General features: G+C 71.5%; 18 protein-coding genes. 12 read left to right on the forward strand and 6 right to left on the reverse strand.

Translation table 11 applies throughout. From position 1 onward, the window contains the following. Window positions 1-106: 106 nt before the first annotated feature. The 4 genes from ABZ562_RS18710 to ABZ562_RS18725 all read right to left on the reverse strand — a co-directional run bounded on the left by ABZ562_RS18710 (window position 107) and on the right by ABZ562_RS18725 (window position 6,790). Window positions 107-835 carry a methyltransferase domain-containing protein gene (locus tag ABZ562_RS18710; protein WP_361480410.1) on the reverse strand — a complete coding sequence of 243 codons (729 nt, stop codon included), beginning with the start codon at window positions 833-835 and terminating at the stop codon, window positions 107-109. Between the two features lie 63 nt (window positions 836-898). Beyond that, window positions 899-3,388 (reverse strand): SpoIIE family protein phosphatase, encoded by a 2,490-nt coding sequence (locus tag ABZ562_RS18715; RefSeq protein ID WP_361480413.1) that lies wholly within the window; start codon window positions 3,386-3,388, stop codon window positions 899-901. Window positions 3,389-3,564: 176 nt separating this feature from the next. Continuing rightward, window positions 3,565-6,141: an MFS transporter gene (locus ABZ562_RS18720; protein WP_361480416.1), complete on the reverse strand. Its 2,577-nt coding sequence runs from the start codon at window positions 6,139-6,141 to the stop codon at window positions 3,565-3,567. A gap of 193 nt (window positions 6,142-6,334) precedes the next feature. Further along, entirely contained in the window at window positions 6,335-6,790 is a 456-nt protein-coding gene (locus ABZ562_RS18725) for an SRPBCC family protein (RefSeq protein ID WP_361480418.1), read from the reverse strand. Between the two features lie 199 nt (window positions 6,791-6,989). Between ABZ562_RS18725 and ABZ562_RS18730 the strand changes: the two genes are divergently transcribed. Both ABZ562_RS18730 and ABZ562_RS18735 read left to right on the forward strand, forming a co-directional pair. Further along, on the forward strand, window positions 6,990-8,018 hold the full coding sequence (locus ABZ562_RS18730; protein WP_361480807.1) for an Rv2578c family radical SAM protein: 1,029 nt from the start codon (window positions 6,990-6,992) through the stop codon (window positions 8,016-8,018). A gap of 184 nt (window positions 8,019-8,202) precedes the next feature. Continuing rightward, window positions 8,203-8,709, forward strand: coding sequence for a GNAT family N-acetyltransferase (locus tag ABZ562_RS18735; RefSeq protein WP_361480421.1), 507 nt, complete (start codon window positions 8,203-8,205; stop codon window positions 8,707-8,709). Window positions 8,710-9,325: 616 nt separating this feature from the next. Here the strand turns inward: ABZ562_RS18735 and ABZ562_RS18740 are convergent. Then, on the reverse strand, window positions 9,326-9,979 hold the full coding sequence (locus ABZ562_RS18740) for a HEAT repeat domain-containing protein (protein ID WP_361480424.1): 654 nt from the start codon (window positions 9,977-9,979) through the stop codon (window positions 9,326-9,328). A gap of 410 nt (window positions 9,980-10,389) precedes the next feature. On the opposite strand from ABZ562_RS18740, the gene ABZ562_RS18745 reads away from it, so the two are divergent. Together ABZ562_RS18745 and ABZ562_RS18750 are read left to right on the forward strand one after the other, a co-directional pair. Further along, a complete protein-coding gene (locus ABZ562_RS18745) occupies window positions 10,390-12,228 on the forward strand; it encodes a 3-hydroxybutyryl-CoA dehydrogenase (protein WP_361480426.1) in 1,839 nt (612 codons plus the stop codon). Window positions 12,229-12,313: 85 nt separating this feature from the next. After that, complete coding sequence (locus ABZ562_RS18750; protein ID WP_361480429.1) at window positions 12,314-13,135, forward strand: TetR family transcriptional regulator; 822 nt, start codon at window positions 12,314-12,316, stop codon at window positions 13,133-13,135. Window positions 13,136-13,195: 60 nt separating this feature from the next. On the opposite strand, the gene ABZ562_RS18755 is transcribed toward ABZ562_RS18750, so the two are convergent. Next, window positions 13,196-15,055, reverse strand: coding sequence for a glycoside hydrolase family 97 catalytic domain-containing protein (locus ABZ562_RS18755; RefSeq protein WP_361480432.1), 1,860 nt, complete (start codon window positions 15,053-15,055; stop codon window positions 13,196-13,198). A gap of 171 nt (window positions 15,056-15,226) precedes the next feature. On the opposite strand from ABZ562_RS18755, the gene ABZ562_RS18760 reads away from it, so the two are divergent. The 8 genes from ABZ562_RS18760 (at window position 15,227) to pssA (ending at window position 26,257) form a co-directional block, all read left to right on the forward strand. Continuing rightward, entirely contained in the window at window positions 15,227-18,103 is a 2,877-nt protein-coding gene (locus ABZ562_RS18760; RefSeq protein WP_361480435.1) for a Tat pathway signal sequence domain protein, read from the forward strand. A gap of 397 nt (window positions 18,104-18,500) precedes the next feature. Then, window positions 18,501-19,874 (forward strand): crotonyl-CoA carboxylase/reductase, encoded by a 1,374-nt coding sequence (ccrA, locus tag ABZ562_RS18765; protein ID WP_361480438.1) that lies wholly within the window; start codon window positions 18,501-18,503, stop codon window positions 19,872-19,874. Then, on the forward strand, window positions 19,874-21,892 hold the full coding sequence (locus tag ABZ562_RS18770) for a protein meaA (RefSeq protein WP_361480441.1): 2,019 nt from the start codon (window positions 19,874-19,876) through the stop codon (window positions 21,890-21,892). The genes ccrA and ABZ562_RS18770 overlap by 1 nt, the downstream gene beginning before the upstream one ends. Continuing rightward, window positions 21,889-22,866, forward strand: a complete 978-nt coding sequence (locus ABZ562_RS18775; protein WP_361480444.1) for a CoA ester lyase — start codon at window positions 21,889-21,891, stop codon at window positions 22,864-22,866. The genes ABZ562_RS18770 and ABZ562_RS18775 overlap by 4 nt, the downstream gene beginning before the upstream one ends. Window positions 22,867-22,871: 5 nt before the next feature. After that, window positions 22,872-23,378, forward strand: coding sequence for a MaoC family dehydratase (locus ABZ562_RS18780; RefSeq protein ID WP_055549999.1), 507 nt, complete (start codon window positions 22,872-22,874; stop codon window positions 23,376-23,378). Window position 23,379: 1 nt separating this feature from the next. Further along, window positions 23,380-24,582 carry an acyl-CoA dehydrogenase family protein gene (locus tag ABZ562_RS18785; protein ID WP_361480446.1) on the forward strand — a complete coding sequence of 401 codons (1,203 nt, stop codon included), beginning with the start codon at window positions 23,380-23,382 and terminating at the stop codon, window positions 24,580-24,582. Window positions 24,583-24,762: 180 nt separating this feature from the next. After that, a complete protein-coding gene (locus ABZ562_RS18790) occupies window positions 24,763-25,410 on the forward strand; it encodes a phosphatidylserine decarboxylase (protein ID WP_361480449.1) in 648 nt (215 codons plus the stop codon). Beyond that, window positions 25,397-26,257, forward strand: a complete 861-nt coding sequence (pssA, locus tag ABZ562_RS18795) for a CDP-diacylglycerol--serine O-phosphatidyltransferase (RefSeq protein WP_361480452.1) — start codon at window positions 25,397-25,399, stop codon at window positions 26,255-26,257. Before ABZ562_RS18790 ends, pssA begins: the two co-directional genes overlap by 14 nt. The last annotated feature ends 38 nt before the right edge of the window (window positions 26,258-26,295 follow it).

A 26,295-nucleotide genomic window follows, 5' to 3' on the forward strand; every position in this document is an offset into this window, starting at 1 on the left:
AGCGGCGCTGCGTGCGACGAGCGCGGGGCCGCGAGGTGCCGCCCGCCGCGGCAGCGGCTGATGTCACAGCGGCGTCGGGAGCCCGGCATGATCCATACGACACCCCCTAGCCCGCCGCGACACCGGCCACCACGAACCACCGGGCGGGCAGCTCCACCCGTGAACCGTCGGCCCATTGCTCCGTCTGGGCCAGGGCCGTGGGGCCCTCGGCCAGGATCCGCAGACCCGCCTCCGCCAGCAGGTCCGGCACCTCGGCGTTCCCCGCGTCGGCGGGCTTGAGGCCGTGGTCGAAGACGCGGCGGAGCTTCGGCGGCGGGCCGCCGGGGCTCTCGGCCAGCCGGGCCAGCGTCGCCTTGGACTCCTCCGTCAGCTCCGTGACGAAGCCCCGGCCACGGCGGCCGATCAGGGTGGCCACCGCCTCGGCGACCGGACGGCGGTCGGGCGCGTCACTCTGGTGGATGACGGCGCGCATATAGACGTTGACGTCGCCGAGATCCTCGCGCAGCGCACGCACGGCCGCCGGGTCGGTGAGGCTCAGCTGCCGGAACTCGGCGGTCCGCGCCGGATCGGCGCGCCGCGCGTGCGCGACCGCCGCGTGGGACAGGTCGACGCCCAGGGCGCGCCCGCAGCGGGTGGCCAGGTAGCGGGTCTGGGTGCCGTTTCCGCAGCCCAGGTCGACGATGGGGAGGGAGAGGTCGGCGTGGGGGGCCAACCGGTCGACGTCCCGGGCGGCGCTCAGCGCCGGGTCGGCGTCCCAGATGGCCTCGCCGGGGGCGTCCGAGGTGCCCCGCCAATAGCTCTCCCAGTTCTCCCGGTAGCTCTCCGACACGCTCATCGCCGCTCCCCACGCCCGTCGTTGCGTCCGTCGTCACGTCCGTACGTACTACCCCGGTGTGGGTCAGGTGTGACGCGCGGGGCCGGTCAGCGCCTGTTCGAACCAGACGGTCTTGCCCTGCCGCGTCCGGCTCGTCCCCCACTCCCTGGCCAGCTCGCTGATCACGCGCAGCCCGCGCCCGAACTCGTCGTCCGGGCGGGCCTCCAGCAGGGCGGGCAGCTCGTGGTCGTCGTCCGCGACCTCGCACAGCAGCGCCTCGGTGCGCACCAGGCGCAGCACCACATGGTGGGTGTGGGCGTGCCGCACCGCGTTGGTCACGGCCTCGCTGACCAGCAGTTCGGCGGTCTCCACGGCGTGCGGCAGGCCCCAGCGCAGCAGCTGCTCGCGGACCAGGCGGCGGGCCCGGCCCACCTCGGCCGGTTCGAGCGCCAGCCGCCACTGGGCGACGTCGTCGGAGGGGATGCCGCCCAGCCGGGCCATCAGCAGCGCCACGTCGTCCTTGCGGCCGCCGCGCCCGTCCTTGTCCCGGGACGAGGCGGCGAGCGCCCGGATGACGGTGTCGCACGCGTCGTCCATCGACGCCGCCGGATGGGCGGCGGATTCGCACAGCGCCGCGAGACCGGCGCCGATGTCCTGGCCGCGCACCTCGACCAGGCCGTCCGTGCACAGGATGAGGCGGTCGCCGGGCGCGACCCGCACCGTGGCCGTCTCGAAGGGCACCCCGCCCACCCCGATGGGCGCGCCGGTCGGCAGGTTTAGCAGCGCGCTGCGGCCGTCCTGGGCGCGCACCAGCACCGGCGGGATGTGGCCCGCGTTGGCCAGGAGCAGCTCGGAGCGGATCGGGTCGTAGACCGCGTACAGACAGGTGGCCAGATAGTGCTCGCCGAGCCGCTGCGCCAGGTCGTCCAGGTGGCGCAGCAGCTGCGCGGGCGGCAGGTCGAGGGCGGCCATGGTCTGGACGGCGGTGCGCAACTGGCCCATCATCGCGGCCGCGTTCAGCCCGTGGCCCATCACATCGCCGACGACGAGCGCGGTGCGCGAGCCGGACAGCTTGATGGCGTCGAACCAGTCGCCGCCGACCCGGCCGAGCCGGGTGCCGGGCAGATAGCGGGTGGCAGTGTCACAGCCCGCCATGCGCGGCGTCACCTGGGGCAGCATGCTGTCCTGCAGGGTCTCGGCCACGTTCTCCTGGTACGTGTACATGCGGGCGTTGTCGAGCACGAGCCCGGCGCGGGCGGCGAGTTCGGCGCCGGTCGTCCGGTCCATGTCGCCGAACACCTCGCGGCCCGCGCGGCGCAGCAGCACCATGAAGCCGAGCACCACGTCGCGCGCCTTGAGCGGCACGATGAGGATCGACCGGCCGTTGATCAGCGGGCGCAGGTCGCGCTTCTCGAACTGCCCGGCGATCCGGTCGCCCAGCTCGTCGCTGATGTACGGGATGAGCACGGGCTCACCGGTGACCATGCACTGGAAGAACGGGGTGTGCTCGGGGAACGCGATGCTCTCCCCGACCGGCACCGTGTCGTCCCAGCGCCCCGGTTCGTCGTTGTGGGCGACCCAGACGCGGTGCCAGACGGTGGTGATGTCGGGCGGGCCGTCGGGGAAGCCCTCGCCCGCGAGGACCTGGGCGCGCAGATGCGTACCGGCGAAGTCGGCGAAGCGGGGGACGGCGGCGCTGGTCACCTCGCGGATGGTGCGGGCCAGGTCGAGGGAGCTGCCGATGCGGCCGCTGACCTCGTTGAGGAACTCCAGGCGCTCGCGGACGGCGGCGTGTTCGAGGTCCTCCTCGAGGTCCGCGAGGTCGTCCTCGAGGTCTTCGAGCGCCGCCGGCCCGGACGGGGGCAGCTCGGCCGCGCGGCGCCGGGCCGCCCGGCGGGCCTGGCGCTCGCGGTAGCGGGGCATGCCCCAGTCCGGGGTCACCGGGACCCGCTCGTGGTGGCTGATCTCCAGGACGGGGTAGCCGAGTTCGAGGACCTGGGCGACGATCCGGCCGCCGGTGGCCGGGCCCATGTTCGGCAGGATGTCCGGCAGCCGGTCCGCCAGCAGCTCGGCGCCGGGGAACTCGGTGTGCAGCGCGAAACCCGGCGCGTACCGCTCGTCCGGGGCGGCCCCGGTGAGCGCCGTGGCGTCCGCCGCCAGCACCAGCAGCCGCTCGGGGCCGGGCCCCGCGAGGGGGTACGCCCACCACAGGACGTCGATCTGGGCGCCGCCGGCCGCGAGGGTCATGCGGGCGCGGCCCGCGGTGGGGTAGGTGCGCGGGCCGTCGAGGGTGTCGTCCGGCTCCGCCCGGTGCGTCTCGTACGCCTCGTCCGGCAGGTCCGCGCCGCGCAGCGCGCCCGAGACCGGCATGAGATCGACGGCCGGGGCGCCGATGGCCTGGTCGCGGGTGCGTGCGAAGAGCTTGCGGGCGCCGGAACTCCAGTGCGTGACCAGCCCGTCCGCGTCGACGACGACCACCGCGAGCGGGATCCGGCCGGACATCTCCGTCCGCTGCGCCGGAACCCCGGGCGCCCCGCCCTGCCCGCCGTCACCGCGCGACGTGCCCTGCTCCATAGGCGGACGACTCCTTCGCACGCAAGATCTGCGACACCGTCTTCCACGGTACGGCGGGGGCGGGGCACGGCGCGCGCCAATACCCGAATAGGTGTCATCTTGGCCGCGCCGTCCCGGACATGCCTCCGCCCCGGTCCCCGGCGGAAGGCGGGGACCGGGGCGGGGCGTTTCGGTGGTCAGTCCTCGTGGCCCAGGTGCAGATCGCGTTCCGTACGGCCGCCGCCCGCCACCTGGAGCACCGTCGCCACCGGGGGGTAGCCCGCGGCGATGACCGTGTACTCCCCCGCCGACAGGTCGATGAAGCGGAAGGCCCCGTCCGCGCCGGTGGTCGCGGTGTCGACCACGTTTCCGGCCGCGTCCAGCAGCGTGACCCGGGCGTCCTCGACGATGCGGCCGCCACCGGCCCGGACGACGCCGCGCAGCACCGCGCCACCGGCCAGTTCGATGTCCTGGCGGGTCTCGCGGGCGGCCTGCACGGTGACGGGGAGCGCGGCGGGGCGGAAGGCGGGCGCGCTGGAGGCCAGGGTGTACTCCCCGGCGACCAGCTCGGTCATCACATAGCCCCCTTCGCGTCCGCTGCGCGTGGAGGCGACCACCTCGCCGCGCACGTCGGTGAGGGTGACCGTCGCGTCCCGTACGGGCGTGCCGTCGGCCGTGAGCACGGACCCGGCGAGACGGCCCGCGCCGCCCAGGACGACGTCCAGCTCGACCGGCCGGTCGCCGACCGTGACGCTGACCGCCCGCGGCTGGTGGCCGCCGGCCGCCGCGATCAGGACGTACGCCCCGGTGCCGGGCGTGCTCAGCGCGTACCGCCCGTCCTCGCCGGTGGCGCCGCGCCCGATCTGGCGGCCGCTGACATCGATGAGGGTGAGCGCGGCCCGCGGGACCGAGGTGCCGTCGTGGTGCTGGACGGTGCCGCAGACCGGGATGCCCGCGACGGGCGGCGGCGGAGGCGGCGAGGCGGCGTGCCGGGGCACCGAGCGCGCCGCCGGTACGACGGGGTCCGGCTGGACGCCGGGGTCTGGCTGGACGGCGTAGTCGGTGTGGGACACCAGAGGTTTCTCCTTCAGCAGGAAGGCGAGCAGGAAGCCCAGGACGAGCACCGGCACGAGATAGAGGAAGATCCGCGGTATGGCGTCGGCGTACGCCGTGATGTAGCCGTCGCGCAGGGCGCGCGGCATCGCGTGGACGATCTGCGGGGTGACGGAGTCGGGGTCGGGCAGCTCCGGCCCGCCCCCGGCCGCCCGGCCGCCCGTCCCCCGGGGGAACTCCTCCGCGAGGCGGTCGGCGAGCCGGTGGGCGAAGAGGGTGCCGAAGATGGCCGCCCCGACGCTGCCGCCGATCTGCCGGAAGTAGTTGTTGGCGCTGGTGGCCGAGCCGAGGTCGGCGGGGGCCACGGAGTTCTGCACGGAGAGGACCAGCACCGGCAGCACCAGCCCGATGCCGAACCCGAGGACGCCCATCCAGAGGCTGTAGTCCTGGCGTGAGGTGTTCTCCTCCAGCCGGGAGAGCAGCCACATCCCGCCGATCGAGATGAGGCCGCCGAGGATCGGGAAGACCTTGTAGCGGCCGGTGGCGCTGATCAGCTGCCCGGAGATGATCGAGGACAGCACCATGCCGCCCATCATCGGCACCATCAGCAGCCCCGACTCGGTGGCGGAGACGCCGTCGACCATCTGCAGGAACGTCGGCAGATAGCTGGCCGCGCCGAACAGCGCGACACCGATGACCGCGCCGATGAGCCCGGAGACGCAGAAGACCGAATCGCGGAACATCCGCATCGGCATGAGCGGTTCGGGCACGACGCACTCGACGACCACGAAGAGGATCGCGGAGCCCGCCGCGCCCAGGGCGAGCCCGAGGATGACGCGCGAGTGCCAGCCGTACTCGGTGCCGCCCCAACTCGTCAGCAGCACCGCGCAGGTGGAGAACATGGTGAGGAACAGGGCGCCCAGATAGTCGAAGCGCGGCCGCCGCAGTGGTTCGGGCACCTTGAGGACGGCCGCCACGACGGCGAGCGTGACCAGGCCGAAGGGCACGTTGGCGTAGAAGCACCAGCGCCATGAGGCATGGTCGGTGAAGAAGCCGCCGATCAGCGGCCCGGCCACCGACGCCAGGCCGAACGCGGCCCCGATGAGCCCCATGTAGCGGCCGCGCTCCCGCGGCGGCACGATGTCGGCGATGATCGCCTGCACGCCGATCATCAGCCCACCGGCGCCCACGCCCTGCACGGCCCGGAAGACGATCAGCTCGTCCATGGTGCGCGACCATCCGGCGAGCGCGGAGCCCGCGACGAAGACGACGATCGCGAAGACGAAGACGCTCTTGCGGCCGAGGAGATCGCCGAGTTTGCCGTAGACCGGCAGCACGATGGTGACGGCGAGGAGGTAGGAGGTGACGGTCCAGGACATCTTGTCCAGGCCGTGCAGCTCGCCGACGACCTCGGGGAGCGCGGTGGCGACGATCGTCTGGTCGAGGGCGGCCAGCAGCAGGGCGAGCATCAGCCCGAGGAAGACCGTCCGCACCCGGGCCGGGCTGAGCCCGGCCCCGCCGGGGCCGCCGGGCGCGGGGCCGTCGGCGGCGGGGCCGCCGCCGGGTGGCGGTCCGTCGTCGGTCCGCCGCCCCGACGCCCCGGTGCCGGGGCCGTCGTCCTCGCCGGGGTTGGTTCCGGACGCGGTGCCATCAAAGGCGCGGGCGGGTGCGCCTGCCGGCCGATGGCCCTTCGCGAAGGTGGTCTCGGTGATCCCGCCCACGTCTGTCTCCCCTCGTCACGCCTGCGCCGCCGCCCAGTTCTCGCATTACGAGACAACTAGGGGCAAGCGCGACGAATCGACAAAGAGACGGGTCCGGGCGGCTTTACCGCAAGTGGGAGCAGGTGCGCCCCAGGAAGCGCAGCGCGGAGAAAACCACCCGAACCGGTGACCGTGACGCCGAGGCGGACGGACGCTACTGGGCGCCCTGGGCCGGGAGTTCGGCCGCCAGCTTCTCCAGCACGCCGTCGTAGATGCGGGCCAGCCCCTTGGGCGCGAACGTGCGCTCGAAGAAGCCGCCGATGCCGCCCGCGCCGTTCCACACCGAGGTCACGACGACCCGTGCCCTGCCCTCCCCGGCCGGGGTGACGGTCCAGGTGGTGACCATGGAGGAGTTGCGGTCCTTCTCCACGAGCTGACCGTCGCTCGGCTCGGAGACCTCCAGCAGGCAGTCGCGCACCCGCTTGCTGGTGGCCTGGAGCCGCCAGTGCACGAGGGTGCCCTCACCGTCGCCGCCCTCACGGACCTCGTACTCGCTGAACTGCTCGGTGAGCAGCCGGGGGCGGACCTCGCGGTAGTCGGCGAGCGCGTCGAACACGTCCTCGGGCTTGCCCGTGACGATGCGCTCCGTGGTGGCCTCGACCTGGCCCATGACTCTTTCCTCCGGTGGTTGCGGTTGCACTGCCTCACGCGTACGTGCGCGTCTGCCGCGCGTACGTACGCGTCGGCGCCCTTGCCCTGCGCTGGCAAGCCAACCACCTGCGGGTCACCCGCCCAAATTCGGGGTTGACGCAATCGAAGGGAACATGTGTTCTATTGTGGTAGTGAGCGAGACCCCGGAGGTGCGCGCCATGCGCTGGGACAACCTGACAGGCGACGGCGAGACGGCCACCCCGGCCCTCTTCGCCGCCGACGCCGTGACGACGCGCACCTTCGAGAGCCCCGAATTCCGCGGCATCACCTTCCACGAGGTCCGCGCCCGTTCGATCGTGAACCGGGTGCCCGGCGCCTCCCGGATGCCCTTCGAATGGACCGTGAACCCGTACCGCGGCTGCACCCACGCCTGCGTCTACTGCTTCGCGCGCAAGACGCACAGCTATCTCGACCTCGACACCGGGCACGACTTCGACAGCCAGGTCGTGGTCAAGGTCAACGCCCCGGAGCTGCTGCGGCGCGAGCTGGCCGCCCCGCGCTGGCGCGGCGAGCACATCGCCATGGGGACCAACGTCGACTGCTACCAGCGCGCCGAGGGCCGCTATCAGCTCATGCCCGGCATCCTCAGCGCGCTCGTCGAGCGCGCCAACCCCTTCTCCATCCTCACCAAGGGCACCCTGATCCTGCGCGATCTGGAGCTGCTGCGCCGCGCGGCCCGCGTCACCGACATCGGCGTCTCGGTCTCCGTCGGCTTCACCGACAGCGCGCTGTGGCGCACCGTCGAGCCCGGCACCCCCTCCCCCGAGCGGCGCCTGGACGCCGTGCGGACCCTCTCCGGCCACGGCGTCCCCTGCGGGGTGCTGATGGCCCCGGTGATCCCCTTCCTCAGCGACTCCCCCGAGCAGCTGCGCGCGACCGTCCGCGCCATCGCCGAGGCCGGGGCGACCTCGGTGACCCCGCTGGTGCTGCATCTGCGCCCCGGCGCCCGCGAATGGTTCACGGCCTGGCTCACCCGGCACCACCCGCGGCTGCTGAAGCGCTACGACGCCCTGTACGACGGCGGCTCGTACGCGCCGAAGTGGTACCAGCGGCGGATCACCGGCATGGTGCACGACCTCGCCGCCGAATACGGCATCGGGCCGTACGAGGCCGGGACCCACCGGGCCGTCCCCTCCCCCGAGACCCCCACCGACCCTCCGGGCCCGGCCCAGTTGTCACTGCTTTGAATCCTCCCCTCCCTGAAGGGAGGGGATTCCTGGCTCAGGCCGCCTCCTGGAGCAGTGCTCCAAGAGCGGGCTTCGATTGCGAGGTGTTTCCCATGGCGGAGATCGTGTGACCCTGCCGCCAGTGTCAACGTCAAGCCGCCTACGGTGGACGCATATGGACGGGGCACGGGTACCGGTAAGGGAGATGACCGAGTCCGACATCGACGCCGTGGCGACGGTGCGGGTACGGGGGTGGCAGGAGGCATACAGGGGGCTGATGCCGCAGACGTATCTGGACGGCCTGAGCGTGGAGGAGGACGCCGAGCGGCGGCGGGAGTTCTTCTCCCGGGGCCTCGGCGACGTGGTCAACCTGGTGGCGGAGGCCGCCGACGGCGAGGTGGTCGGATGGTCGTGCTTCGGCCCGTACCGGGACCGCGATCTGCCCCCCGGGGACGCCGAGTTGTACGCCCTCTACGTGCACCCCTCCCGCCTGGGCACGGGCATCGGGCGCGCCCTCCTCGACGAGACCCGCCGCCGGGTCGCCGAGCGCGGCTTCCCGCATCTGCGGCTGTGGGTGCTGGAGGAGAACCGGCGGGCCCGTCACTTCTACGAGCGGGCGGGCTTCGTGACGGATGGGGGCGCGGAGACGCACAAGGTGGAGGGCGCGGCGGTCCCGGAACTGCGCTACGCCCTGCGCCTGCCCGAGCCCTGACCCCACCCGGGTCCCGTCCGGGCCCCCGGCCCCCGCGGCCTGCCCACGACACCGCCGGGCGCGCCCCCACCACCTGCCGCACCCGCCCCTCCCCGAAACCGGGACCCGGCCCCGGCCCCGGCCCCCCACCGAGGCTCCGCCCCGGCCCCTGCCCCTCGGCGCGCCGGCTCTCCCCCACCCCGCCCCTTCCCGAAACCGGGGCACACCCCGGACCCCACCGGACCCCGCCCCGCCGCCCGCGACGCCACCCGCCTCATGCCGCGCGCGCACCAGCTGTCGCGGCGAGGGCCTCCCCTCCCCAGAACCGGGGCACACCCCGGACCCACCAGGGGGTTCCGCCCCCGGACCTGCCCCGGCCCACCCAACTCCGCCGCGCCCGCACTCTCCGCCGGGGCGCGCCGGCTTCCCCTCAGCCCCACCCCTCCCCAAAACCAGGGCACACCCCGGACCCCACCGGACCCCGCCCCGAAGCCCGCCGCCCGGCCCGAGCCACGGGCCGCAGGCCGGCGGGGCCGGGTCCCGCCGGTCCACAGCACGCCGGGCCGGCGGGGGTCCGGGGGCTTGCCCCCGGAATCGGGAAGGGGCGGGGTGGGGGAAGAGCCGCGCAGCGCCCCGGTCAGCGGACGCCCGCTCGGCCTGGGCGGGGGGTGGGGGGGTCGGGGTCCAGGGAGCCGCCGCCGCTGATGCGGGCCAGGGCGGCGGCGGCCGCGGCGCTGAGCCGTATGTGCTCGGCCGCCGCCTTCAGGGCGGGGATGGCGCGTTCGTCGCCGATCGCGCCCAGCCCCTCGACGCAGGCCCGCGCGATGGGCCAGTGCCGGTCGCGGGCGGCCAACTGCCGTTCCAGGGCGGCGACCAGGGCCGGTACGGACTCGGGGGCGCGGAGTTCGACGAGGAGCCGGATGGGGTGCAGGGAGTACGCGGTGCGCAGCGGGTTGGTGGCGAGGGCGGCGGCGGCGCGGGCGGTGCGCGGGTCGCCGAGCCGGGCCAGCACCCGGGCGGCGGTCGCGCAGCGCGCGGGTTCGCGGTAGTTGAGGAGCAGGACGAGCGTTTCGAAGGCCCGCCGGTCGCCCGCGCTGCCGAGGACGAAGGCGGCGGTTTCGCGGGCCCACAGGGGCTGCTCCGGCGCGACCAGGATGCGGGCGAGCTGTTCCCGCGCGGCAGGGGTCCCCTGCCGTACGAGGGCGAGCAGCGAGGCGTGTGCCGCCGTCTCCTGCTGCGATGTGAGCGAGGCCCGTACCCGCTCCGTCAGCGTCCGGAATTCGTCGTCCATGTCGAGGTCTCCCCTCCCCGGTGATCCGCGCCATCGCGCAGGACTCACAGTCGGCTCTGGCGTCTTGGTTACCCGCGAGTTAATATGGCGACACGAGCAGTACCCCTGCTCGGGCGGCCTGGTGACGCAGCCGCCTCATGTGACGTCGGTTCGGCAGTTCCAGCAGTACGGCACGGCCCCGGGACAGGGCCCGCCATGTGTCTCCCACGGGCAGTTTCCTCCGTGCGGCGCTGTCCGCCAGGGAGCGTGCAAGCCCTTCCGTCGGAGTTTTCGCATCGGCCGGAGGAGATCCCGCAGCAGGTGCCGGACGCCTGTCCGGAATGCGGTGTCGGTCCTCCGCTCTGCACCGAAGACTCCCCTCAGTCGTCACTTCATCCCCGCTTTCCGGGGAACACCCTCTGGAGTCCGCGATGGACCGTCTCCCACAGACCGGCGTCAGCCCCACGTCCTCCTCCTCTGATCTCTCCCCCTCCCGGGCCCCGCTCACTACTGTCGCGGTCGTCGGGCTCGGCACGATGGGCACCGGCATCGCCGAGATCCTGGCCCGTGCGGGGCGTCAGGTGATCGGCATCGACATCAGCGAGAGCGCCTGCCACCGGGCCGTCACGGCGCTGGAGGTGGCCACCGCGCGGGCGGTGGGCCGCGGGCGGATCACCGAGCGCGAGCGGACGGCCGCGCTCGACCGCTTCCGCATCGCGACCGATGTGTCCGCCGCGGCGGACGCGGATCTGGTGATCGAAGTGGTGCCCGAGGACTACGGCATCAAGCGCGAGGTGTTCGCCGCGCTGGACGCCGTCGTCCGGCCGGGCACGATCCTGGCGACCGGCACCAACGCCCTGTCGGTGACCCGGCTGGCGGCCGAATCCGCCCGCCCCGAGCGGGTGTTGGGGCTGCACTTCTTCAATCCGGCGCCCGCCATGAAGCTGGTGGAGATCGTCTCCAGCGTGCTGACGGCGCCCGCCGCCGTCGAGGCGGTCACGGCGCTCGCCCGCGAGCTGGGCAAGGAGCCGGTGGCGCTCGGTGACCGGCCGGGCTTCATCGCCGACGGGCTGCTGTTCGGCTACCTCAACCAGGCCGCGGCGATGTACGAGTCGCGGTACGCGGCGCGCGAGGACATCGACGCCGCGATGCGGCTCGGCTGCGGGCTGCCGATGGGCCCGCTGGCCCTGCTGGACCTGATCGGGGTCGATACGGCCCGTACCGTCCTGGAGGCCATGTACGCGGCCTCGGGCGACCGGCTGCACGCGCCCGCGCCGATCCTGGGCCAGCTGGCCGAGGCCGGGCTCACCGGCCGTAAGGCGGGCCGCGGCTTCTATACGTACGAGGCGCCCGGCAGCGGCGCCGTCGTCCCGGACGGCGCGGCCCCCGAGGCGCCGTCCCCGGACCTGGGCCGCGCGGTGCGCACGGTCGGCGTCGCGGGCTCGGGGACGATGGCGAGCGGCATCGCCGAGGTGTTCGCCAAGGCGGGCCACGAGGTGGTGCTGGCGGCCCGTACGGCGGAGAAGGCGGAGGCGGCCAAGGCCCGGGTCGCCAAGTCGCTGGCGCGGTCGGTGGCCAAGGGGCGGATGACGGAGAAGGTGCGGGAGCGGGCGCTGGCCCGGATCACCCCGGCCGACTCCCCCGACGCGTTCGCGGACGCGGACCTGGTGGTGGAGGCGGTGGCCGAGGACCTGGCCGTCAAGCAGGAGCTGTTCACCGTGCTGGACAAGGTCTGCAAGCCGGGCGCGGTGCTCGCCACCACCACCTCCTCGCTGCCGGTCATCGCCTGCGCCCGCGCCACGTCGCGTCCGGGGGACGTGATCGGCATGCACTTCTTCAACCCGGCGCCCGCGATGAAGCTGGTCGAGGTGGTGCGCACGGTGCTGACCTCGGACGAGGCGCGGGCGACCGTGCACACCGTGTGCCGGGAGGTCGGCAAGCACCCGGTGGACTGCGGCGACCGCGCCGGGTTCATCGTCAACGCCCTGCTGTTCCCGTATCTGAACAACGCGGTGAAGATGGTCCAGGAGCACTACGCGACGCCCGACGACATCGACGCCGCGATGAAGCTCGGCGGCGGCTATCCGATGGGCCCCTTCGAGCTGCTGGACGTGGTGGGTCTCGACGTCTCGCTGGCCATCGAGAAGGTGCTGCACCGCGCGTTCCGCGACCCGGGCCTGGCGCCCGCGCCGCTGCTGGAACACCTCGTCGCGGCCGGCTGCCTGGGCCGCAAGACGGGGCGCGGCTTCCGCGAGTATGCGAAGGCCTGAGAATCCGCTGGGCTGGGGCGGACTGCTGGAGCCCTCCTTCGGTCCGCCCCCGCACCGGCACTCACAAGCGTGTTACGTTCCCCACATGTCCCAGCCCGTAAAGGCCACTCGTACGCAGCGTAACCGCTCGAACTCCTCCGACGGCGGCGAGAGCGCCGGCAGCCGCCGCGCCGCCGCCCAGCGCCTGACCATGCGCCGCAAACTCGCGGCGGCCGCCATGGAGTTGTTCGCGACGCAGGGGTACGAGGCGACGACGGTCGACGAGATCGCGGCCAGAGCGGGCGTGGCCCGACGCACGTTTTTCCGCCATTTCCGGTCCAAGGAAGAGGCCATCTTCCCCGACCACGACGACACCCTGGTGCGGGCCGCCGCGGTGCTGGACGCGGCGCCCCCGCACGAGAACCCGCTGGACACGGTGTGCCGGGGCATCAAGGAGGTCATGCGCATGTACGCGGCCTCCCCGGCGGTCTCCGTCGAGCGCTACCGGCTGACCCGCGAGGTCCCCGCCCTGCGGGAACGCGAGATCGCCTCGGTGGCCCGCTACGAGCGGCTGTTCACCCGCTACCTGCTGGGCCACTTCGACGAAGGCGCCCACCACGACGGCGACGACGACCCCCTGCTGGCCGAGGTCGCCGCCTCGGCGGTGGTCACGGCCCACAACCACGTGCTGCGCCGCTGGCTGCGGGCGCGGGGCGAGGGCGACGTGGAGGCCCAGCTGGACCACGCCTTCGCCATCGTGCGCGAAACCTTCGGCACCGGCATCGGGGCCGGCCGCCCCACCCCGGGCCGCCCCGCGGCGAGCGTGTCCTCGGCCGGCGAGGAGGAGGACGTGGTGGTGATGGTGGCCCGCACGGACGCCCCCCTGAACGAAGTGATGCGAACGATCGAGCGCGCCCTGAAGCGGTAGCCAAGGCCAGGTCCGGCCCCTCCCGGCGCCCGGGAGGGGCCGGAGCCCCGGGAGGACCCGCTATCCCGCCCGGGTGAAGCGCACCGCGAAGCCGCCGTTCCTCGGGACCGGGAGCGACAGGCGCGAGGCCGCCGTGACCTCGCGGGTCTCGGTGACGATCTTGCCGTCCGGGCCGTCCTTGTACAGCTCCGCCCGCCACTTCCCCGCGCCCAGGAACGTCAGCGGTTCGTCCAGGGTGCGGGCCTCGCCTGAGGTGATCGCGCCCAGGTACCAGTCGTCGCCGGAGCGGCGGGCGATGACCGCGCGGTCGCCCGGGTCGCCGTCGACGAGCCGGGTGTCGTCCCACACCGTGGGCACCCGGTCCAGGAACGTCAGCGCCTCGGGGTGCGCCTGGTACGACTCGACGCTGTCGGCGAAGTGCTGCACCCCGGACTCGTACACCACGGACAGCGCCAGCTCGGCGGCGTCGCTGGTCGGGCGCACTCCGGTGAAGGTCACGGGGGTGAAGTCCATGGGCCCGATGAGGTTCCGGGTGAAGGGCAGCGTCGTGTAGTGGGCGGCCGGGAAGGGCTGGCGGCCCGGCTTGGGGCGGGTGCCCTCGGCGCCCTTGACCGCCTCGACGCTCATCATCTGCGGCCAGGTCCGCTCCTGGCCGCGGGGAATGGTGGCGCCGTGGAAGTTCAGCATGAGCTGGTGCTTGGCGCTGTCCTTGAACACGGCGTCGTACCACCGCATCCGGTCCTGGCCGTCGGACTCCAGGAAGTCGATCTTGAGGCCGACGATGCCCCAGGACTTGTACTGCGGGAACAGCCGGTCCCGTTCGCTCTGCTGGTCGATGGTCTGCCAGCGCACCCAGGCCCAGACGCCGACGCCCTTCTCCTTGGCGTACGCCGTCAGCTCGGGCATCCAGTCGTTGCTCCAGCCGGAGTCGACCAGGACGTACTCCCAGCCCTCCTTCGCCGCGAAGTCCACGAACTTCTTCTGGGCGGCGAGGCTGGTCGGGCTGTTGCCGTCCGACCACCACGACCAGGCCGCCTTGCCCGGTTTGATCCATGAGGTGTCGGCGACCTTCGACGGGGCGGCGAGATCCGTCGGGAGGTCGCTTTCGGTGACGGTGGCGAGGTCGCCGATGACCATGGTGCGCCACGGGGTGGTGAGGCCCGGGCCGCTCACCTCGGCGGGGTCGGGGAGGGTGAGGTGGAAGCGGTCGGTGGTGGCGTCGAGGGTGAGCCGGGAGCCGCCGTAGGAGCTGTTCAGGTCGGCTTCCTCGACCAGCATCCAGCTCTTGCCGATGTGGAAGAGCGACGGATAGCCGTAGTCGCCCGCCTTGGCGTCGGCGACGCTCCCGCGGTCGTGGGCGGACTCGTAGTCCGAGCGCCCGTTGTCGTACGGCAGCAGAGAGGAGTCGGCGCTCGGCGGCACGGCGAACTCCGAGCTCTCGCCGAGCACGGTGACGGTGTCCTTGCCGGGCAGGGCGTAGCGGTACGCCAGCCCGTCGGCCGAGACGCGGACGATCACCTTCAGGGTGCGTCCGTCCTTGCGGAAGGTGAAGGTCGACTCGGAGGCATCGGAGGTGTGCCGGGTCCGGCGGCCGGTGGTGGTCGTGTACGTCTCGTGGATGGCGCGGTCGCTGCGCCCGGTGAAGCGCAGCCCCTGGCCGAAGTCGGTGTCGGCGGTGCGGATGCCGAGCGCGGAGGGGCGCAGGACGGTGGTGGAGCCGTGCCGGGCGGTGAGGGTGAGGCCGCCGTCGCGGGTGAGGCTGAGCTGCCCGCTGACCTGGCCCTGCCCCGTCAGCCGCCAACTGCGGCCGTCCGCGCCGTCCGTCGGGCCCGCGGCCTCGGCTTGGAGCGGTACGAGGGCGGCCGCCGTGCAGGCGATGCCCGCGGCGGCTCTGGTGACCCTGGACCGAATGACGCGCATCGTTCCCTCCCACGGAACAGGTGGCGATAGTCAGGCCCATGACAGATCGATGGAACAGAGCGATACATCAGATCTATCCAGTGCCTTGACGCATCATTAGCCGCTTCCTACGCTCCCGTCTAGCCAAATCATCGGATCAATCTCTCTCAGTTCGGACGGAGCTGGTCGACGATGGCAGTCAGCAGACGCGGTTTCCTGGGCCGGGTGGCCGCGGGCGCGGCCGCGGGGTCGACGGCGGGGGTGGCCCTCCCCGCGACGGAGGCGGAGGCGGCCGCGCACGAGCGCTCCGTGGTCCTCACCGGCATGCGCACCGACAGCGAGTGGCAACGCTTCCTGGCCGGGCAGGACCTGGTCTGGAAGCGGATGCCGCGCACCTGGTACGAGGGCCCGTTCCTGGGCAACGGCCTGCTCGGCTCGATGGTCTACCAGGAGCCCGGCGAGAACGCCCTGCGTTTCACCGTCCACCACAGCGAGGTCCAGGACCACCGCCCCACCGAGGGCGGCAGCGACTGGGGCGTGGCACGGCTGCCGGTCGGCAATCTGCTGCTGCGCCCGGCCGGGAAGATCACCGGCGTCGATCTGCGACTGGACCTGTGGGACGCCGAGTTACGCGGCACGATCACCACCGACAAGGGCCGCCTCACCCTCCGCGCGCTGGTGCACAACGACCGGACGATGCTGCTGGCGACCGTCGAGGCGAGCGCGGGCGAGGAGGGGTTCCGCTGGGAGTACCGGCCCTCCCCCGCCGTCAGCCCGCGCATCGTCCGCGAGGACCCGCCGAAGGACTTCGAGCCCAACCCCAAGCCGGTCACCCGCACCGAGGACGGGCTCGGCATCACCGTGCAGTCCATGGTCGCGGGCGGGCAGACGGTGACCGCGTACAAGGAGCGCGGCACGGGCCGGGAGCGCACGTACTACCTGTGCGTGGCGCATTCGTACCCCACGACGGACGCGGAGGGTCGGGCCCGCACCACGGTCCGCAAGGCGTCCGCGCTGCCGGTCTCCAGCCTGCTGCGCACCCACCGCGACTGGTGGCACCGCTTCTACCGCAAGAGCTTCCTGTCGGTCCCCGACGGGATGCTGCAGAGCTTCTACTGGATCCAGCTGTACAAGCTCGCCTGCGCGGCCCGGGAGCACGCCCCCGTGATGGCCACCACCGGCCCGTGGGTGGAGCCCACCCCCTGGCCGGGGGTGTGGTGGAACCTCAACGTCCAGCTGGAGTACTGGCCGGTGCTGGGCTCCAACCACCTGGAGCTGGACGCGATTCCGCGTACCCTCTCCGAGAACACCGACGTCCTGATCAGCGCCCTCAAACCGGAGTACCGCGCCGACTCGGCCGGGCTGCGCCGCTCCACCGACGCGCAGTGCGAGGACAACGGCACCGTGGCGGTGCCGGGCGTCGGCGACTCCCCGGAGGTCGGCAACCTGCCCTGGGCGCTGCACAACGTATGGCTGCACTACCGGCACTCGATGGACCGGGGCCTGCTGGAGGACGTGCTCTATCCGCTGCTGCGCCGCTCCACCAACTACTACCTGCACTTCCTGACCGAGCAGGCGGACGGCCGGCTGCATCTGCCGAAGACCTTCTCGCCCGAGTACGGCGCGGCCCCGGACTGCAACTACGACCTGGCGCTGCTGCGCTGGTCGTGCCGGACGCTGCTGGAGTCGGCCGAACTGCTGGGCAAGGACGATCCGCTGGCGCCGAAGTGGCGTGAGGTGCTGGACAAGCTCGTCCCGTACCCGGTGGACGAGAACGGCTTCATGGTGGGCGCCGGCGTCCCGTTCGCCAAGTCGCACCGCCACTACTCGCACATGCTCTCCGTCTACCCGCTCTACCTGGTCAACTGGGACCAGAAGGAGAATCGCGACCTGATCACCCGGTCGCTGGAGCACTGGATCGGCTTCGAGGGCGCGCTGCGCGGCTACAGCTTCTCCGGCGCGGCCTCGATCTCGACCCAGATGGGGCGGGGCGACGACGCGCTGAAGTATCTGCGCGAGCTGGTGGCGCGCTTCATCCAGCCCAACACCCACTACTACGAGGCGGGTCCGGTGATCGAGACCCCGCTGTCGGGCGCGCAGGCGATCCACGACATGCTCTGCCAGAGCTGGGGCGGGATCATCCGCTTCTTCCCCGGGGTGCCGGGCGAGTGGCGGGACGTGGCGCTGCACGACTTCCGCACCGAGGGCGCGTTCCTGGTCAGCGGGGTGCGCGAGGGCGGCAGGACGGCTTGGGTGCGGGTGCGGAGCCTGGCCGGGGAGCCGTGCCGGGTACGGCACTCGCTGACCGGGCGGATCAAGGTCGCGGGGGTGGGCGGACCGGCGCCGAAGTGGCGCGACCTCGGGGACGGCGTGATCGAGCTGGAGATCGGCCGGGACGAGGAGGCGGTGATCTACCCGGCCACGGGAGCACGCCCGGACTTCGCGATCGCCCCGGTGAAGGTGTCGAAGCCCGCCGACCGGTGGGGCATGCCGGAGCTGCCGCAGACCGGCCAGGTCACCCAGGTCGATCTGACGGGCGCCTTCGACAACGACGCCATCACCACCGAGATGTACTACGGCGACGGGGACTTCGACGGCACGGGGCGCACGTACCCCATGGTCCAGCTGCCGCAGACCGGGCAGACCGAGGACGACGGGATCACCTTCGCGTTCACCAACGGCAGCGAGGGCTCGAACAACAACGTGGTCGCGGCGGGCCAGAAGGTCGCGGTCCCGGCGGGGAGCTACGCCCGGCTCCATGTGCTGGGCGCGGGCGACACCGGCAACGTGACGATCCCGGCGGTGGCCTCCTACGCGGACGGCTCGACCGCGAAGCTGAGCATCCAGCTGACGGCGTGGCTGTCGGGACCGGCGTACGGGGAGACCGAGGCGGTGCGGACCAGCCAGATCCACGCCCGGAGCGGCCCGGTGGGCACGAAGGCGGCGATCTTCCACCAGGTGGTGGCCCTGGACCCGGCCAAGCAGCTGTCCTCGATCACCCTGGCCGCCCCGGCGTCGGGCACCGCCCGGGCCCATGTCTTCGCGCTCTCGCTGGAGAAGAACAGCTGAGGGCAGCCCCACACCACCAACCCCACACAACCGAACACCACTGGAAACGGCCGCCCCTCCCGGGGCGGCCGTTTCCCGCTCATGCGTGCAGCCGAGATGACAACTGAGAGAATTTGTTGGCACTCAGTGTCTTGCGAGGTGGCACACCGTGCCATACGGTGAAGGTGTCCGGGCGGCCGGCGCGCTGCACACCTCGCGCGTCGGCTGTCCCCGCAAGCCGCCTTGCGCGCCCGGACACCGCCTGCGTCACCAGGCGGGCCACGGCGCGTCACCCGCGCCCACGGCCGAGCACCTCCGCCGAACCGACGGCACAGCAGCCAGCCAGCAGCTTTCACCCCCGTCACGAGCCCAGCGTTCCCTCAGGCGTCCCCTCCCGGACGCTTCGCCGGAGGCACCGATGAACGAGATACTTGACGCGATCCTGGCGTCGGACACCAGCCCCCAGGACTTCGCCGCCCTGCGCGTCCCCGAGTCGTACCGCGCGGTGACCGTGCGCAAGGACGAGGCCGAGATGTTCGCCGGCCTCACCACCAAGGAGAAGGACCCCCGCAAGTCGCTGCACGTGGACGAGGTCCCGGTGCCCGAACTCGGCCCCGGTGAGGCCCTGATCGCCGTCATGGCCAGCTCGGTCAACTACAACTCCGTGTGGACCTCCATCTTCGAGCCGATGTCCACCTTCGGCTTCCTGGAGCGGTACGGCAAGCTCTCCCCGCTCACCAAGCGGCACGACCTGCCGTACCACATCATCGGCTCCGACCTCGCGGGCGTCGTGCTGCGCACCGGCCCCGGCGTGAACGCCTGGCAGCCGGGCGCCGAGGTCGTCGCGCACTGCCTGTCGGTCGAGCTGGAGAGCGCCGACGGCCACAACGACACCATGCTCGACCCGGAGCAGCGCATCTGGGGCTTCGAGACCAACTTCGGCGGGCTCGCCGAGATCGCCCTCGTCAAGTCCAACCAGCTCATGCCCAAGCCGAAGCACCTGAGCTGGGAGGAGGCGGCCGCGCCGGGCCTGGTCAACTCGACCGCGTACCGGCAGCTCGTCTCGCGCAACGGCGCCGGGATGAAGCAGGGGGACAACGTCCTGATCTGGGGCGCGAGCGGTGGACTCGGCTCCTACGCCACCCAGTTCGCGCTGGCCGGCGGGGCGAACCCGATCTGTGTCGTCTCCTCCCCCCAGAAGGCCGAGATCTGCCGGAAGATGGGCGCCCGGGCGATCATCGACCGCACCGCCGAGGACTACCGCTTCTGGAAGGACGAGCGCACCCAGGACCAGCGCGAGTGGAAGCGGTTCGGAAGTAAGATCCGCGAACTGACCGGCGGCGAGGACGTGGACATCGTCTTCGAGCACCCGGGCCGGGAGACCTTCGGCGCGAGCGTGTACGTCACCCGCAAGGGCGGCACGATCGTCACCTGCGCCTCGACCTCCGGCTACACCCACGAGTACGACAACCGCTACCTGTGGATGTCCCTGAAGCGGATCGTCGGCTCCCACTTCGCCAACTACCGCGAGGCGTGGGAGGCCAACCGGCTCATCGCCAAGGGCAAGATCCACCCGACGCTGTCCAAGACGTACCGCATGGACGAGACCGGCCAGGCCGCGTACGACGTCCACCGCAACCTCCACCAGGGCAAGGTCGGCGTGCTGTGCCTGGCCCCCGAGGAGGGAATGGGCGTGCGCGACCAGGCGATGCGCGATCAGCACATCGAGGCCATCAATCTGTTCCGTGACGACTTGTCGGAGCGGACCATTGAGCACAGCAGGGACGTGTGATGAGCGGCGAACCCCGTCCCAAGGACCGCCCGTGGCTCATGCGGACCTACGCCGGGCACTCCACCGCCGAGGCGTCCAACGAGCTGTACCGGCGCAACCTGGCCAAGGGCCAGACCGGGCTGTCGGTCGCCTTCGACCTGCCCACCCAGACCGGCTACGACCCCGACCACGTCCTCGCCCGCGGCGAGGTGGGCCGGGTCGGGGTCCCGGTCTCCCACCTGGGTGACATGCGGCGGCTGTTCCAGGACATCCCGCTGGAGCAGATGAACACCTCCATGACCATCAACGCCACCGCCATGTGGCTGCTGGCGCTGTACCAGGTGGTCGCGGAGGAGCACGGCGCCGATCCGGCGAAGCTCCAGGGGACGACGCAGAACGACATCGTCAAGGAGTACCTGTCGCGCGGGACGCATGTCTTCCCGCCGGGGCCGAGCCTGCGGCTGACCACCGACATGATCGCGTACACGGTCCACCACATCCCCAAGTGGAACCCGATCAACATCTGCAGCTACCACCTGCAGGAGGCCGGGGCCACTCCGGTGCAGGAGATCGCGTACGCCATGTCGACGGCGATCGCCGTCCTGGACGCGGTCTTCGACTCCGGGCAGGTGCCCGAGGAGCGCAAGGGCGATGTGGTGGCCCGGATCTCCTTCTTCGTGAACGCGGGCGTCCGGTTCATCGAGGAGATGTGCAAGATGCGCGCCTTCGGCCGCATCTGGGACCGGATCACCCGGGAGCGCTACGGCATCGAGAACCCCAAGCACCGCCGCTTCCGCTACGGCGTCCAGGTCAACTCGCTCGGGCTGACCGAGGCCCAGCCGGAGAACAACGTCCAGCGCATCGTGCTGGAGATGCTCGCCGTCACCCTCTCCAAGGACGCCCGCGCCCGCGCCGTCCAGCTGCCCGCCTGGAACGAGGCGCTGGGCCTGCCCCGGCCCTGGGACCAGCAGTGGTCGCTGCGCATCCAGCAGGTGCTGGCGCAGGAGAGCGACCTGCTGGAGTACGACGACATCTTCGCGGGCAGCCACGTCGTCGAGGCCAAGGTCGCCGAGCTGACCGGGGAGGCGGAGGCCGAGATCGAGCGCATCCAGGAGATGGGCGGGGCGATGGCCGCCGTGGAGTCCGGCTATCTCAAGGCGCGGCTGGTCTCCTCGCACGCCGCCCGGCGGGCCCGGATCGAGGCCGGTGAGGAGAAGATCGTCGGCGTCAACTGCTACGAGTCCACCGAGCCCAATCCGCTCACCGCCGATCTGGACACCGCGATCATGACGGTGGACCCGGCGAACGAGGCCCGGGTGGTCTCCGCCCTGCACACCTGGCGTGAGCAGCGCGACGCGCACCGCGCCGAGAGCGCGCTCTCGGCGCTCCGCAAGGCCGCCATGGGCACCGACAACCTGATGGCCGCGACCGTGGAGTGCGCCCGCGCCGGGGTCACGACCGGCGAGTGGGCCTGGGCGCTGCGCGACGTCTTCGGCGAGTTCCGGGCCCCCACCGGGGTCGGCGGGGCGCCCGTGGCCGTCACCGCGGAGGCGGGCAGCCGGCTCGCCGCCGTACGCGAGAAGGTCGGGAAGACCGCGGCCGAGCTGGGCGGCGGGCGGCTGCGGCTGCTGGTCGGCAAGCCCGGCCTGGACGGGCACAGCAACGGCGCCGAGCAGATCGCCGTGCGGGCCCGGGACGCCGGGTTCGAGGTGATCTACCAGGGCATCCGGCTCACCCCGGAGCAGATCGTCACGGCGGCCGTCGCCGAGGACGTGCACTGCGTCGGCCTGTCGATCCTCTCCGGCTCGCACGCCGAGCTGGTGCCCGACGTCCTGGAGCGGCTGCGGCAGGCCGGGGCGCGGGACATTCCCGTCATCGTCGGCGGCATCATCCCGGCCGCGGACGCCGCCGCGCTGCGCTCGGCGGGTGTCGCCGCCGTCTTCACCCCCAAGGACTTCGGTATCACGGAGATCATCGGCCGTATCGTCGACGAGATCCGTTCCGCGAACACGCTTCCCGCACTGGAGGTTCCCGCATGACCGCCCCCGACGGCTCCGCGCCCAACCGGCTGCGTCCGCGCCGCTCCTGCCTGGCCGTACCCGGGTCCAATCCGCGCTTCCTGGAGAAGGCGCAGGGGCTCCCGGCCGACCAGGTCTTCCTGGACCTGGAGGACGCCTGCGCCCCGCTGGCCAAGCCCGAGGCGCGGCACACGATCGTGAAGTTCCTCAACGAGGGCGACTGGACCGGCAAGACGCGGGTCGTGCGCGTCAACGACTGGACGACCGAGTGGACGTACCGCGACGTCGTCACCGTCGTCGAGGGCGCGGGGCCGAACCTCGACTGCATCATGCTGCCGAAGGTGCAGGACGCTCAAGCGGTGGTGGCGCTTGACCTGCTGCTGACCCAGATCGAGAAGACGATGGGCTTCGAGGTCGGGCGGATCGGCATCGAGGCGCAGATCGAGAACGCGCGGGGCCTGAACAACGTCAACGAGATCGCACAGGCTTCCCCGCGGGTGGAGACGATCATCTTCGGCCCGGCCGACTTCATGGCGTCCATCAACATGAAGTCGCTGGTCGTGGGCGAGCAGCCGCCCGGCTACCCGGCGGACGCCTACCACTACATCCTGATGAAGATCCTGATGGCCGCGCGCGCCAACGACCTGCAGGCCATCGACGGCCCCTACCTCCAGATCAAGAACGTGGACGGCTTCCGCGAGGTGGCCGGGCGCGCGGCGGCGCTCGGCTTCGACGGGAAGTGGGTGCTGCACCCGGGCCAGGTGGAGGCGGCGAACGAGGTCTTCTCGCCGTCGCAGGAGGACTACGACCACGCCGAGCTGATCCTCGACGCGTACGAATACTGCACGTCCGAGGTGGGCGGCAAGAAGGGCTCGGCGATGCTGGGCGACGAGATGATCGACGAGGCCAGCCGCAAGATGGCGCTGGTCATCGCGGGCAAGGGCCGTGCGGCCGGGATGGCCCGTACGTCCTCCTTCGAGCCCCCGGAGGCGTGAGCACGATGCAGTTCGGCCGCACTTACGAAGAGTTCACGGTGGGCGACGTCTACCGGCACTGGCCGGGAAAGACGGTCACCGAGTACGACGACCATCTCTTCTGTCTGCTCACCATGAATCATCACCCGCTGCACATGGACAGCAACTATGCCGAGAAGACGACCGATTTCGGCAAAAACGTGGTGGTTGGTAACTACATCTACTCCCTGCTGCTCGGGATGTCGGTGCCGGACGTCTCCGGAAAGGCCATCGCCAACCTGGAGATCGAGTCGCTGAAGCACGTCGCGCCGACGTTCCACGGCGACACCCTCTACGGCGAGACCGAGGTGCTGGACAAGACACCGTCGAAGTCCAAATCCGACCGGGGAATCGTGCACGTGGAGACGAAGGGCTACAAGCAGGACGGCACCCTCGTGTGCGTCTTCCGGCGCAAGGTGATGGTGCCGACCGCCGCGTACATCAAGGAGCGGGGCGGCGAACAGCCGGGCCGCCCGGAGCTGGGAGGGCAGTGATATGGGCCGTCTGGCGCAGACCGAGGGGCTGACCGACATCCAGCGGGAGATCCTCGCCACGGTCAGGGAGTTTGTCGACAAGGAGATCCTGCCGGTCGCCACCGAACTGGAGCACCGCGACGAATATCCGACCCGGATCGTCGAGGGACTGAAGGAGCTGGGCCTCTTCGGACTGATGATCCCGGAGGAATACGGCGGACTCGGCGAGTCACTGCTCACTTACGCACTGTGCGTGGAGGAGATCGCCCGCGGCTGGATGAGCGTCTCCGGCATCATCAACACGCACTTCATCGTGGCGTACATGCTCAAGCAGCACGGCACCCAGGAGCAGAAGGACTATTTCCTGCCCAAGATGGCGCTCGGGGAGATCCGCGGCGCCTTCTCGATGTCGGAGCCGGCGCTCGGCTCCGATGTGTCGGCGATCACCAGCAAGGCGGTGCCGGACGGCGACGAGTACGTGCTGACCGGCCAGAAGATGTGGCTGACCAACGGCGGCACCTCCACGCTGGTGGCGGTCCTGTGCCGGACCGGTGAACAGCGGGAGGGTGTTCCTCCGCACAAGTCCATGACGACCTTCCTGGTCGAGAAGGAGCCGGGCTTCGGCGAGGTCCGGCCCGGGCTGACCATTCCCGGCAAGATCGAGAAGATGGGCTACAAGGGGGTCGACACCACCGAGCTCATCATGGACGGACTGCGCATTCCGGCCGATCGGGTGCTCGGCGGAGAGACCAGCCGCGGTTTTTACCAAATGATGGACGGAGTGGAGGTCGGCCGGGTCAATGTGGCCGCGCGGGGCTGTGGCGTGGCACAGCGCGCATTCGAGCTGGGCGTTGCGTACGCACAGCAGCGGCACACCTTCGGCAAGCCGATCGCCCAACATCAAGCCATCCAGTTCAAACTGGCCGAAATGGGAACAAAGGTCGAGGCGGCTCATGCGATGATGGTCAATGCGGCCCGCAAGAAGGACGCGGGTGCGCGCAACGACCTCGAAGCGGGAATGGCGAAGTACCTGGCGTCCGAGTACTGCAAAGAGGTCGTGGAGGACGCCTTCCGCATCCACGGCGGGTACGGCTTCTCCAAGGAATACGAGATCGAGCGCCTCTACCGTGAGGCACCGATGCTCCTCATCGGCGAAGGTACCGCCGAGATTCAGAAAATGATTATTGGACGACGACTGCTGGAGGATTACCGAACCCACGGCTGATGTCCCTTTTGGGGCGGTATCCACGAGAAGAAGGTCACACCGCGCCATGGGTCTTCGGCCACTGACAAGCCACCGACAGGCCCTGGCGCTTGCCCAGTTACCGCTCGCAACCGATACCATCCCGGGAAAGCCGCCGTCCCCAGTCTTGCGTCGCGGCATCCTCCGCTACGAAGGTCATCCATGCCCCACAGCCAATCCTCTGCACAACGCGGCCGCGTCCGCCTCGCGCGCGGAGCGTCGCCGTGGCTCCTCCCGACCGTCGCCACGGCGGCGGTCAGCCTCACCCGCGCCCGTCGCTCCGGACGCTGGGCGGCAGTAGCCGTGCCCGCCACCGCGCTCGCGGCGGGCATGCTGTGGTTCTTCCGCGACCCCGAGAGAGAGATCACTCAGGGCCGCGTCATCTCCCCGGCCGACGGCGTGGTGCAGAGCATCATGCCGTGGAAGGACGGGCGCACCCGCGTCGCGATCTTCATGAGCCCGCTCAACGTCCACGTGAACCGGGCTCCGCTGGCCGGCTCCGTGACCTCCGTGGAGCACATCCCGGGCGGCTTCGTTCCCGCGTTCAACAAGGAAAGCGAGAACAACGAGCGGGTCGTCTGGCACTTCGACACCGAGCTGGGCGACATCGAGATGGTCCAGATCGCCGGGGCGGTCGCCCGGCGTATCGTTCCGTACGTGCCGCAGGGCACCAAGGTCGAACAGGGTGAGCGGATCGGTCTCATCCGCTTCGGTTCGCGCGTGGACGTGTACCTCCCCGAGGGCGTCGATGTCGCGGTCGAGGTCGGCCAGGCCACCACCGCGGGGGTGACTCGCCTTGACCGTGATTGATCCCGACACCCAGGCCACCTGGGTCCCCGAGGCCGACATGGACGCCGCCGACGAGACGGACGACATGCCCCTGTCGACCCGGCTGTCGATAGCGGACACCCTGACCCTCGGCAACGCCACCTGTGGCTTCCTGGCGGTCTACTTCACCACCACCGGCGTCCTCATCCCGCACCTCACGGGCAGCGAGGACGGCGGCATGACCCGCCACAGCGCCGCCTCGGCGGTCATGCTGATGCTGCTGGCGTCCGTCTTCGACCTCTTCGACGGGCTCGTCGCACGGAAGCTGCGCAGCTCGGCCATGGGCGCGGAGCTGGACAACCTCTCCGACCTGGTCAGCTTCGGGCTCGCCCCGGCGTACTTCGTCCTGGTCTGGGGCATGGTCGCCGACGACGCCTACCAGCGGGTCTCGGTGGTGGGCGCCATCGTGGTGCTCCTCGCGGTCGTGCTGCGGCTGGCCAGATTCTCCTGCGTCACCCTGCGCGACGGCGTCTTCCAGGGCATGCCGAGCCCCTTCGGGGCGCTCACCGTCGTCTCGGTCGTCCTGCTGGGCCTGCCCTTCGTGCCGACCCTGCTGGCGATCATCGGCATCGCCTGGCTGATGGTGAGCCGCGTCGAGTACCCCAAGCCGCGCGGCCGCCTCGCCGTGGCCATGCTCGGCTGGATCGTCACCAGCATGGCGCTGCTGTCCGCCTGGGCCTTCCAGGCCCCCGGCGGCGAGCTGCTCCTGCAGTCGGCGTGCGCCCTGCAGGTCGTCATGGGCGCGGTGATCCCCCTCTTCGCCACCGCCCGCCGCGTCAACGCCTTCCGCGACAACCGCCGCGAGGCGAGGGCGGCGCAGCTGCCGTAGCGGCTGCCGCAGCAGTCCGAACAACGCAGCAGTCCGAA

Source organism: Streptomyces sp. NPDC019937, assembly GCF_040631655.1.
GTDB lineage: Bacteria > Actinomycetota > Actinomycetes > Streptomycetales > Streptomycetaceae > Streptomyces.